Origin of the sequence: Chryseobacterium ginsenosidimutans (assembly GCF_024807225.1) — a bacterium.
GTDB classification, from domain to species: Bacteria; Bacteroidota; Bacteroidia; order Flavobacteriales; family Weeksellaceae; genus Chryseobacterium; species Chryseobacterium ginsenosidimutans.
The window spans coordinates 2,933,671-2,945,438 of record NZ_JANUCO010000001.1 but is presented as its reverse complement, the minus strand read 5'-3'; the positions used below and the strand labels follow the sequence as shown (position 1 = coordinate 2,945,438).

At 33.8% G+C, this 11,768-nt stretch carries 9 protein-coding genes; 7 read left to right on the top strand and 2 right to left on the bottom strand.

The window, feature by feature from the left end:
* The first annotated feature begins 52 nt into the window (after positions 1-52).
* The 7 genes from J3D55_RS13865 to J3D55_RS13835 all read left to right on the top strand — a co-directional run bounded on the left by J3D55_RS13865 (position 53) and on the right by J3D55_RS13835 (position 9,846).
* The gene (locus J3D55_RS13865; RefSeq protein WP_259131986.1) at positions 53-1,540 is read left to right on the top strand and encodes a DUF8728 domain-containing protein; all 1,488 of its coding nucleotides are present in this window, start codon (positions 53-55) and stop codon (positions 1,538-1,540) included.
* 105 nt (positions 1,541-1,645) lie between these two features.
* Positions 1,646-2,170: a DUF1697 domain-containing protein gene (locus J3D55_RS13860; RefSeq protein ID WP_259131984.1), complete on the top strand. Its 525-nt coding sequence runs from the start codon at positions 1,646-1,648 to the stop codon at positions 2,168-2,170.
* A gap of 274 nt (positions 2,171-2,444) precedes the next feature.
* Complete coding sequence (kdsA, locus tag J3D55_RS13855) at positions 2,445-3,254, top strand: 3-deoxy-8-phosphooctulonate synthase (protein ID WP_259131982.1); 810 nt, start codon at positions 2,445-2,447, stop codon at positions 3,252-3,254.
* A 213-nt stretch (positions 3,255-3,467) separates the two neighbouring features.
* Positions 3,468-5,714, top strand: coding sequence for a TonB-dependent receptor plug domain-containing protein (locus tag J3D55_RS13850; RefSeq protein WP_259131980.1), 2,247 nt, complete (start codon positions 3,468-3,470; stop codon positions 5,712-5,714).
* Positions 5,715-5,917: 203 nt separating this feature from the next.
* Entirely contained in the window at positions 5,918-6,295 is a 378-nt protein-coding gene (locus J3D55_RS13845; RefSeq protein ID WP_259131978.1) for an HYC_CC_PP family protein, read from the top strand.
* A 113-nt stretch (positions 6,296-6,408) separates the two neighbouring features.
* Positions 6,409-6,882: a DUF3347 domain-containing protein gene (locus tag J3D55_RS13840; RefSeq protein ID WP_259131976.1), complete on the top strand. Its 474-nt coding sequence runs from the start codon at positions 6,409-6,411 to the stop codon at positions 6,880-6,882.
* 198 nt (positions 6,883-7,080) lie between these two features.
* Positions 7,081-9,846: a multicopper oxidase domain-containing protein gene (locus J3D55_RS13835; protein ID WP_259131975.1), complete on the top strand. Its 2,766-nt coding sequence runs from the start codon at positions 7,081-7,083 to the stop codon at positions 9,844-9,846.
* Positions 9,847-10,056: 210 nt separating this feature from the next.
* Here the strand turns inward: J3D55_RS13835 and J3D55_RS13830 are convergent, their stop codons facing one another.
* Positions 10,057-11,175: an FAD-dependent monooxygenase gene (locus tag J3D55_RS13830; RefSeq protein ID WP_259131974.1), complete on the bottom strand. Its 1,119-nt coding sequence runs from the start codon at positions 11,173-11,175 to the stop codon at positions 10,057-10,059.
* Positions 11,175-11,765: a hypothetical protein gene (locus J3D55_RS13825; protein ID WP_259131973.1), complete on the bottom strand. Its 591-nt coding sequence runs from the start codon at positions 11,763-11,765 to the stop codon at positions 11,175-11,177. Before J3D55_RS13825 ends, J3D55_RS13830 begins: the two co-directional genes overlap by 1 nt.
* Positions 11,766-11,768: the final 3 nt, after the last annotated feature.

Below are 11,768 nucleotides of genomic sequence, written 5' to 3'. Positions count from 1 at the left end.
GTATTTGGATTCAAAAATTTTAAGATTATATTTGCCTAATCAAAGAAGCACAATGGCAGAGAAAAAAAACACCAAAATCCCAATTTATGCTGTAGCTGTTACAGTCGTTTTTAAACTATTATTTTTATTAACACACTACATTCAGGAAGATGCCTTCATCACATGGAGAGTCGCCCAAAACCTTTTGGATTACGGAGTAATCGGGTTCAACGGGGCGACGAAAATCTCTGCATCTACCACTCATTTATACGTTTTTGTTTCCTGGTTTTTTAATGTAATTTTCGGAAAAGAGAACTTTATTGAGCCGATTCTTATCTTTAATTCGATACTTTTTACAATAGGTACTTTGCTGCTTTCGCATTTGGTTTTAAAAAATGTCTGGCATAAAGCAATCTTTATATTTTTAGTTGGAATTTTACCTCCCGCCATAAAAATTTCAATCCTCGGAATGGAATACGGAATTCTTTTCTTTTTAGAAATGGCTTTGTTGTATTATGGCTTTAATAAAGGTAAAAAATGGGCTTTTATCATCTTGCCGATCTTAATTCTATTCACGAGAATTGATACCGTTATTTTCTTAGGAATTATCTTTTTGGTTGATGTATTCTGGACTAAAAAAATAAAATGGAGCTATATTTTAGGTGGAATTTTAGGAGTTTCGACGGCTTTGGCTTTCAACTGGTTTTATTTTGGCGAGATCGTTAATAATACGATTGTTGCTAAAAAACTGGCTTATGATAAACATTTTACATTGGAACAAAATGTAGAGTATTTCAGATTAAATTTCGGAAACTTTTGGGGAATGCTGAAACTTCCGGGAGACTTCAATCCACTGACCATTTTATTATTGATTTTCGAAATATTATGTTTCATTTATTTGGTAAGACAAAGAGAAAAAAGAAACTACTTCCTTTGGATGATCTTCATTTTCGGATGGGTAAAACAGTTGATTTTCCTTTCTCAGAAAAGCCTTTTCGATTGGTATTATTGGGTTCCGCAGATCTTACTTTTTGTCCCGATTTTAATTTTTGTTTTAGAGCAAAAGGTTAAAAAAAACTTATGGTTATCTTTATTAATCGTGGTTTACATTATTCCAATGTTGGCTTTTCAAACAATACATTCTATCGCAACCGGAAACGGAGAATGGAATTACCGAAGAACCATCGGAGTATTTTTAAATCAATATGAAAAAGATAAAAAACAATGGATTTTATTAGAGCCTGCAGGTTATGTTCCTTATTTTTCGGGCTTAAAAACGATTGATGAAGTTGGTTTGGTCGATAAAGGAGTTCAGGAAGAAATTAAAAAAGATAAACCCAATTTCTGGATCAATACTGTCAAAAAAAGGAAACCGAAATATCTGCTTTCTTACGACGATTTATATTCAAAAAAAGATGCGGAATATTTTAAAATTCATTATAAATTATTAAAAGAATTCCGGGTAAAAGATCATCTGAAAAGTGATAATAAAATCTTAGAAAAAATTTATATTTTAAAACCTTCCGGAACAGATTATAATTTGTACGAAAGAGTTGATTAAATTGGGCTGGAAGACAGAAGTTGGATGTTTGAAGTTTACTTTATTTTCAAGACTCACCAACTCCAAAACACTCAAACTCTAATACTCTAAAATTCTCCAACAACTATGAAATACTGTGCTTTTCTCCGCGGCGTCAACGTAAAAGGAACCAACATGAAAATGGCGGAAGTCTGTCAGGTTTTCAAAGATGCGGGAATGGAAGAGGTGATTTCGATTTTAGCTTCCGGAAATATTGTTTTTTCGTCGGATAAAAAAGCCGATGAATTAAAAAAAATCCTTGAAAAAGCAATGTCTGATCATTTTTCTTATGAAGCATTTTTATTCGTAAAATCTCAGGAAGAAATAGAAAATTTCTGGAACGGGAATCCTTTTGAAAAAAATGAAGATCTTCATTCCTATACCTTCGTCGGAACTGACGGAATTGAGAATATTTTAATGAGAGAATTCGAAAGCGCCTCAAAAACAGAAAATGAAGGCGCAAAAATTGTCAATACTATTTTCTATTGGCAAATTCCAAAGGGAAATACACTGGATTCTACTTTTGGTAAAATTTTAGGCAAGAAAAGCTTGAAAGATCAATTTACAAGCAGAAATATTAATACTTTTGAGAAGATTTTAAAGAAGTTTTGATTTGATATTCTCTCGCAGATTTAGGAGATTACGCAGAAGTTTGCGTTAAACTTAACGACAAAAAATTAAAAAAAATCTGCGTCATCTGCCAAATCTGCGAGAATAAAAAAGATGCTTAGACAAATCTAAAGGAGCACGAAGCAGTCGAAGCATCCCTAAAATAAAAATCCAAAAGAATAAAACTATTGCAACCATAGTCTGTTAAAGCTTTCAAATAATTTCGGATTTCCGAACTTTCTCAGTATTTTTACTGAACTTTATAATTAAAATAAAAATGATTCAATATTTAGATAATATTCATCACAAAGATTCAAAAAACTTTTTCTTAATTGCCGGACCGTGTATTATTGAAGGCGAAGATATGGCGCTAAGAATCGCTGAAAAAGTGGTAGAATTAACCAATAAATATAATATTCCCTATATTTTCAAAGGAAGTTTCAAAAAAGCCAACAGAAGCAGAGTAGATTCTTTTACGACGATTGGTGAAGAAAAATCTTTGGAAATCCTTAAAAAAGTTGGTGAAACTTTCAATATTCCGACCACGACAGATATTCACGAAAATGACCATGCTGCTTTGGCTGCTCAATATGTTGATGTTCTGCAGATTCCGGCATTTTTGGTGCGTCAGACAGATCTTTTGATTGCCGCTGCAAAAACAGGAAAATGTGTTTCATTAAAAAAAGGACAATTTCTTTCTCCTGAATCCATGAAATTCGCTGTTCAGAAGGTTACAGATTCTGATAATCCGAGAGTTGCGATTATAGAAAGAGGAAATTCTTTTGGTTACACCGATTTAATTGTTGATTACAGAGGAATTCCTACAATGAGAAATTATGCGCCTGTAATTCTGGATGTTACGCATTCTTTACAACAGCCAAACCAAAGTTCCGGAGTAACTGGAGGAAGACCGGATCTTATTGAAACAGTTGCCAAAGCAGGAATCGCAGTAGGTGCGGATGGAATTTTCATCGAAACTCATCCGACTCCCGAAACCGCTTTATCTGATGGTGCAAACATGCTAAGATTAGACCTTTTAGAAGATTTGTTACAGAAATTGACAAGAGTAAGAGAAGCGATTTTATAATTCTCTTCAGTTAATTTATTTAAATTAAAAATTAACACTAAAAACACTTTTTAGAAAATTCGAAATTGTTTTCCATACTCCTCTGATAAGAGACGAAAGTCTGAAGTAGAGTATATTGATTATTTAGTTTTCAGTTTTTGTACTGTTAAATAAAGTTTAAATAAGTTAAAATAAAATTTATATATTCACGTTTGAAATTTTAAAGCATTTCTTTTGAAAAAACTAGTTTTACCATTGAGCCTTATGGTTCCCGTATTAGTATTCTCTCAGGTTAGGAAGAAAAAGGATACTCTGAAAACCACCAATATTGAGGAAGTCGTTTTCCAGAAAAAAGTAACCGGAAAAACGAATGACATGACTGCTGTGAAAATTTCAGCAAAAGATGCTCAGAATGTGGCGAGTATTTCCGGGGGAATTGAAGGGATTCTTAAAACTTTGCCTTATGTAAACTCAAATACCGAGCTGTCTTCACAATATATGGTTCGTGGTGGAAACTATGACGAAAACCTTATCTACATTAATGATATTGAGATTTACAGACCTTTCTTGATTAGAAATTCTCAACAGGAAGGGTTGAGTATCATTAATCCGGACATGGTTTCAACAGTGAATTTTTCTGCAGGAGGTTTTGAACCGAGATACGGTGATAAAATGTCTTCCGCTTTAAATATTTATTATCGTGAACCTGAAAAATTTGAAGTTTCAGGAGAAGGTAGTTTAATTGGAGGAAGATTAACGACCGGTTTTGCTGCAGGAAAAGATAAGGATGGTAATAAAAAGTTTACCGCTTTATTTTCAGGAAGATACAGAAATACAAACCTTGTTCTTAATACGTTAAAAGAAGATACGGACTTTAATCCTAAATATATGGATTTCCAGACGTATCTGAATTATCATTTCAGTCCGAAGTTTACGGTTTCTTTCATCGGATATTATTCTCAGAATGATTATGAGATGATTCCGAAGGAAAGAAGTATCGATTTTGGTTCTTTACAAAGACCGATTAATCTTACTGTAAATTATGCCGGTCGTGAAGATGATAAGTATAAAAATATGATGGGAACGGTTTCTATGAACTATAAACCGTCAGATAAATGGAGATTTACGTTGGATGCTTTTGCGTATCAAAACCGTGAAAGAGAATATTATTCCATTGCTTCGGCTTACGTTTTACAGACTTTTGATCCTATTACGGGAGATCCTGTGACGTCATATGATACGGGCGGACAAATTGAGCACGCACGAAACGATTTGTTTGTAAGAACGTACGGAACGCAGTTCAGAACCCGTTTTTCACCCAATGTGAATACGGATATTGAAGTTGGATTTAAATACGAAAAAGAAAACCTGAAAGATCTTACCAACGAATGGAAATTAGTAGATTCTGCAGGGTATAGCACACCGATTTCGGCTCTTATTGATCCTAGAAATCCGCCTGATCTTAATTTGTATTATAATATTTCAGGAAATAATCATATCGAGCCTACAAGAATGTCGGCGTATGCGCAATATTCTCAGAAGTTTTTGTGGGGAAGCAATAAGGTATTTATAAATGCGGGAGCAAGAGTTTCACACTGGAGCTTTAATAATGAAACTATTTTTTCTCCAAGAGCACAATTTGCTGTAAAACCGGATTGGGATACCGATATGTTATTCAGACTTTCGGGAGGTGTATATTATCAAGCGCCTTTCTATAAGGAAATCAAGGATTTAGATGGTAATTTTAATCCGAATATAAAATCTCAGCGATCAATTCAGGCTATTTTGGCAAATGATTATGAATTCGAATTTGATGATCGTCCGTTTAAGCTTACGACAGAATTGTATTACAAAAAAATGAATGATCTGATTCCGTATTTTATGGATAATGTGAGGATCCGATATTCAGGAAAAAATAATGCTTCAGGTTACGCGTACGGAATTGATACAAGATTATTCGGAGAATTTGTTCCGGGTGTTGATTCTTGGTTATCTGCAAGTTACGCCAGAATTTATGAAAATATTGACGGGAAAGGAGATATTCCGAGACCGACCGATCAGAGGTTAAGATTTGCGATGTTCTATCAGGATTATATGCCGAGATTCCCTTCAATGCGTGTCAATCTTACCTTGGTTTATGCAATGGGATTGCCAACAGGATCGCCAATTGTTTTGGACGAAGACAGGCAGATCGATTATTTGGCAGGTTATACTTATCAGAAAACATTGCCTTCGTATAAAAGAGTGGATATAGGACTTTCAAAAGTATTTATCGATAGAAAAGAAAACAAAAAAACGTACGGTTTCTGGGGTAATTTTGATGAATTAACTTTAGGAGTACAGGTTTTCAATGCTTTCAATATCAGAAACACGGTTGCCAATCAATGGATTACAGATGCGAATACAAATTTGATGTATCCTGTTCCGGTACGTTTAACAGGGCGTTTCTTTAATGTAAAGCTTGAATTTAAAATTAAATAAGAACAGGTTGCATTTAACAGATTTCAGATTTAGAAAAAATAAAATATTCTCAATCATCTGTGAAAATCTGTGCAATCCGTGGGAAAAATAAAATAAACAAGAACTCCTGAACATCTCAGGAGTTTTTTTTATTTTCCAAATTTTATAACAACAATACAAAATTCTATAACATCCATATCAAAGTTATTTTTACCTTTGTCTCAGTGAAAAAGATTCTCGCCATATTATTCTCTATTTTCTACTTCGGATTTTCTTCCGGGGCGGTTTTTAGCGTTCATTATTGTATGGAAGAATTTGCTTCTGTGAGCCAGAAAGTTGATAATATCTGCAGTAAATGCGGTGTTAAAACGAAAAAAGACTGTTGCAAAACAGAAATCAAAATTGTAAAAGTTGATGATTCTCAAAAATCAGATTTTCTTAAAATTGACTTTTTAAAACAGATTGCAGAAATTCAAAATCACGAATTTTTCTTTGTAGATCAATCGTTTTCGGCTACAAAATTCACGCAGATTCAGATTAATGCACCACCGGAAAATCGGTCGGTTCCGATCTTTATTAATCATTGTAATTTTAGAATTTAGAATTCGTCAGTCGTTTGATTTCCTTATCATTACGAACGACATGTTTTGTCGCATGATGCGATATTTTTAAACAATTCTTTATTAAAAATCTATTCATTCTAAAATTTAAAACAATGAAAAAATATATCATTACAGCAGTATTCTCTTTATTTTCAATTATTTCACTTTCAGCACAGTCTAAAAAAGATGGACAGGTTTCTAAGCTTTATCAGAATTATATTGCGATAAAATCGGCTTTAGCTTCCGACGATGCAGATAAAACCTCAAAAGCGGCAACAGAATTTATTAAGACGGCTTCAGCAATCGATGTTAAACAGGTTTCTGAAGGTAATTTAAATATTCTTAGAAAAGATGCCACCACAATTTCGGAAGCAAGAAATATAAGCGCTCAAAGAGAAACGTTTATGAACCTTTCGGATAATATGATTGCTTTGACGAAAGAATTTAAACTTTCTGAAAACCCAATCTATGTTCAGTATTGTCCGATGGCTGATGGAAGTTGGCTAAGCGACGAATCAAAAATCATCAATCCTTATTACGGAAAGTCTATGCTTTCATGCGGAAATGTAAAGTCGACGATTAAATAATATTCTTATTTATCTTTAAAATAATAAGTTGTATAGTTTAAGTTAGAATTAACTTTAAATAATGATTTGAAGTCTTTGCTAAATGAAAATTCTTTAAGAACGAGAAATATTCTCAATCATTCAAGAAAATATTTGCGCTTTTTACGTTAAAAATTCAGCAATAATTTAAACTATACAACTTCAAAACCTCGGAATATTATGAAAAAAATACTCATATTTCTGATGCTTTTGTTCTATTTTTCCAGTTTTTCACAAACTACAAAAACGTTTTTTACTTGTCCGATGGATCGTGAAATCGTTTCTTCAAAACCCGGAGATTGCCCAAAATGCGGAATGACGTTGGTGAAAAAAACGGTTGTTATAAAACCTAAAGTTATTGCAAAACCGCAGATAAAATTATCTCCAAAAATAGAATCAAAGCAAGTAGAAATTAAAAATAAAACCAAGGCTAAGATTGAAATTAAAGTAAATAAAGCGAAAAATGGTCCTAAAATTACGTCCGTTTTAAATGCTAAAAATCAAACTAAAGCTTTACCCAAAATTGAATCTCAGTCCCAAATAATGTACGCTTGTCCGATGCATCAGGAAGTGACTTCAAACAAACCCGGAAAATGCCCGAAATGCGGAATGGATTTGGTAGAAAAAGAAAATTCAAATAAGGAAGTTGTTGAAAATCAGAAAGAAGAAAAATCTGTTTTAAAAAGAAATTCTGAAAACGGGAAAGTAAGTTTTGGAGGAAAAACGGTTCGTTACGATTTATATGTAAAAGATACGATTGTCAATTTTACAGGGAAAAATCGCAGAGCAATTGCTGTCAACGGAAAATTACAGGCTCCGACTTTATATTTTACGGAAGGCGATACCGCCGAAATTTATCTTCACAATATGTTAAAAGAAAATACAGGTTTTCATTGGCACGGCGTGATTTTACCGAACGAACATGACGGAGTTCCTTATTTAACGACAAAGCCTGTAAAGCCGGGTGAAACACATTTGTATACATTTAAAATTTCTCAAAACGGAACTTATTGGTATCATTCTCATGAAGGTTTGCAGGAGCAAATCGGGATGAACGGGATTTTGGTTTTCAATAAAAGAGAAGGAGATCCAAAAGTGAATTATACCAAAGAAATTCCTGTATTATTGGGAGATTGGAGTGACGAAGATCCGATGCAGATTGCGAGACGGCTTCACATGGCGAATACGGATTGGTACGCAATTAAGAAAAATGCAGTTCAAAGCTACTGGGAAGCGATAAAATCCGGGAATTTTGGGACGAAAGCGTTGAACGAGTGGAAAAGGATGGAAGCAATGGATGTGAGCGACGTTTACTACGATAAATTCCTCATTAACGGACAGCCAAGTTCTGATTATCCTCAATTAAAAGCGGGCGATAAAGTTCGGTTGAGAGTTGCCAATGGAGGTTCTTCAACCTATTTTTGGCTGAATTTCGGAGGCGGAAAAATAAAAGTAATCGGAAATGACGGGAATGATGTTGTTCCTGCGGAAGTCGATCGTTTGATTGTCGGAGTTTCCGAAACGTATGATATTGAAGTCACAATTCCTGAGAATAAAAGCTTTGAATTTCGTGCGACGTCGGAAGACAGAATCGGTCATGCTTCACTTTGGTTAGGTTCCGGTGAAAAAATAGAAGCTCCGAATTTACCTAGACTAAAGCTTTTTGAAGGTATGAAAATGATGAACGGAATGATGGAAATGAGCGGAAATATGAAGCCTATGAATATGACGATGGGAAATCAAATGATGGATATGAATGAAGTGATGTATCCTGAACTTCCTGAAAGTCAACGGAAAATGACAATGAAACATATCAACGAAATGATGGGAATTAAGTCTAAAGATTCTGAAAAAGAAGATCCTACAAATCATTCTGAGATGAATATGAAAGAAGAGAAATCTCTTAAAAGATTGTCTTACAATATGTTGAAATCTCCTGAGAAAACAATTCTTCCGACAGAAAACGTGCGTGAAATGAAATTTACGCTGGAAGGAAATATGAACCATTATCTGTGGACTTTAGACAATAAAACGGTTACGGAAACGGACAAAATTCTGGTTAAAAAAGGAGAGATTCTGAGAATTACGATGTACAATAATTCGATGATGAGACACCCGATGCATCTTCACGGTCATGATTTCAGACTGATTAATTCAAAAGGAGAGTACTCGCCGTTAAAAAATGTAGTCGACATTATGCCGATGGAAACCAATACGATAGAGTTTGCAGCCAACCAAGATGGCGACTGGTTTTTCCACTGTCATATTCTGTATCACATGATGGCGGGAATGGGAAGGATTTTTAGTTATGAAAATTCAGCACCGAATCCGCAACTTCCGAATAGAAAATTGGCTTGGAAGGATTTTATGAAGGATAACAGAATGGTAAGTTCGATGGCGATGCTTGATATTCAGAGTAATAAGATTCATGCAGAAACGATGACGATGTTCGGACCGAGATGGGCAAATTTAAGTGAGTTTCATTCGAATTGGGATTTCAATCATTTTGATGGCAATTTTAAAGTTGGAAGATTTTTAGGTAAATTTCAATGGGCTTTACCGTATGCAGGTTTCAGAATTCAGAAAAATCATGAAATTATGGAAAGAAAAATGGCGGAAGAAATGGATGAAGATTTTCACGGAAAGAAAACCTGGTTTGGACAGCAAAAGGCTTCTAAAAGTAAAGCAACGGCAATTGTCGGTATGCAATATCTTTTGCCTATGTTGGTGACAGCAGATGCAAGTGTTGACCAAAACGGAAAGGTTCTATTGGAATTTAGCCGGGAAGATATTCCGCTTTCTCGAAGATTGAGAGGAAATTTCACCGTGAATTCTGATGGTGAATTTAATACGGGATTACGTTATATTTTACAGAAATATGTATCTGTTTCCGGGAATTATGATAACGAAATGGGATGGGGAGCCGGAATTACTTTGACTTATTAATATAAAGACTGTCAATTTGAGGCAGTCTTTTTTTATCTCCCACAGATTACACGGATTTGCACAGATGATTGCGCATAATTTCTTCTTACAGAAATTAAAAGTATCGCATTTGGAAAGCCTTGTCAAGGTTTAAACCTTGACAAGGCTGATTGAAAAAGAATTTTACGCAATCATCTGTGCAAATCCGTGTAATCTGTGGGAAAAATAAAATCACATTTCCAGTTGAATAACTTTCTCAACCAATTTCTGATTTACACTTTCCGGAATTAATCTCATCAAGAAATTTCGCAGAGAATTTCCATTTTCCCATTGAGAAATTTGCCCTATTTTCCAGCTCGTATTGACAATATAATCAACTTTTTTTCTTCTGATTTCCTGAAATTCTTTAAAAACAGTATTGAAATCTTTATTTTTCTCTAATAATTTTCCAATAACGTAAGCATCTTCAACTGCCTGACAAGCGCCTTGTCCCATATTTGGAGTCGTTGCATGAGCTGCATCGCCGATTAAACAAAGGTTTTCAGAATACCATTTTGGAATAGGCGAGAGGTCGATAATATCGTTGAGAATAATGTTCTTTTCTAAAGTTGATTCAAGAATATTTAAAACTAAAGGATCAAAATCATAAAAATAATCGATTACACTTGAATTAAATTTATGATTTCCTTTATTAATCAGGGCATACCAATATACTTTTTTATTTGAAAGTCTTACAAAACCGAAACGTTTACCTTTTCCCCACAGTTCAAAAGCTTCATGATGGTATTTTTCGGGCAATTCGAAGTCTACTAATCCACGCCAACATATTTGTTTTGCATTCCGGATTTTTCCTGTTTTGAAAATCTGATTTCTTATCTTAGAGTGAATTCCGTCTGCTCCGAAAACGATTTTACTTTCAATTGTAGTTTCGTTTTCAAATTGTAAGACATAATTTTCCTTTTTCTGAATGGTGTTTAAGGAATGATTGAGTTTAATATTTTCGACGCCGATACTTTCTGCTAAAATCTTTTGCAGTTCCGCTCTGTGAATGGCTACATTGCAGGAATTGTACTTCTTTTCCAATTCAAGAACATTGGTATTTGAGATAAGTTTAAAACTTTCATCCGTAATCGAAATCCCATTAATTTTATTTCCTGCATTTTCAATTTTCTCTTTTAAACCAAGTTTATCAAAGATTTGCATGGCGTTTACAGCCATCATGATTCCGGCTCCGACAGGTTTTATTTCCGGGGCAGATTCGTAAATGGTAAAGTCTAGATGGTGCTGTTTCAGAATATTTCCCAGCGTCAAACCACCGATTCCGGCTCCGATTATTGAGATGGAATTCATTATTTTAAATTTTTCAATTCGTTCAATAATTGATTTTGCTTATTAATGAAATTCTCTAAACTGTCAGTTTCCAAAGGATGTGTTTCCTGATAATTTTCGATTTCGGGAAGCGTTTTTTTAATTTTAAAAGCATCATAAAAAGAAGTAAGTCTCATAAGATTGAGATTGATCTGAATCTTTAGTGCATTCAGTTTATTGATTTTAATATCATATTTTTCTGAACTGTTTTTTAAAAGATTTAAAACTTCTTTTTGTAAAGCAGAATCCATAATATTTTTTGTCCTTCTTTCTGCATCAGAATAATAATTTTCAGACGATTTTGTAATGTCATCATAAAGATCTTTCATGATTTTACTGTCATTCTGCAAGGATAAAAATCTGTTGTTTAGGTCTTTAAGTTTTTCGTCATCTTTAATTTTTTCAGAATATATTCCATCAATTATCGCTTCAGATTTGCTCATTCGTTTTATAGGAAAACTTGATTCTGTATTTTTTGCAGCTTGTTCAACAATATCTGTATCGGCAGGTTTATTTTCCTGACAAGAAAATAGTAATAAAAATAGAGTAGATGTAAGAAGTATTTTTTTCATGGT

Excerpts from the sequence above, each read along its gene's own strand:
- J3D55_RS13825 (WP_259131973.1), bottom strand. The coding sequence starts at position 11,765 with ATGAAAAAAATACTTCTTACATCTACTCTATTTTTATTACTATTTTCT.
- J3D55_RS13840 (WP_259131976.1), top strand. The coding sequence starts at position 6,409 with ATGAAAAAATATATCATTACAGCAGTATTCTCTTTATTTTCAATTATT.
- J3D55_RS13835 (WP_259131975.1), top strand. The coding sequence starts at position 7,081 with ATGAAAAAAATACTCATATTTCTGATGCTTTTGTTCTATTTTTCCAGT.
- J3D55_RS13860 (WP_259131984.1), top strand. The coding sequence starts at position 1,646 with ATGAAATACTGTGCTTTTCTCCGCGGCGTCAACGTAAAAGGAACCAAC.
- J3D55_RS13830 (WP_259131974.1), bottom strand. The coding sequence starts at position 11,175 with ATGAATTCCATCTCAATAATCGGAGCCGGAATCGGTGGTTTGACGCTG.
- J3D55_RS13865 (WP_259131986.1), top strand. The coding sequence starts at position 53 with ATGGCAGAGAAAAAAAACACCAAAATCCCAATTTATGCTGTAGCTGTT.
- kdsA (WP_259131982.1), top strand. The coding sequence starts at position 2,445 with ATGATTCAATATTTAGATAATATTCATCACAAAGATTCAAAAAACTTT.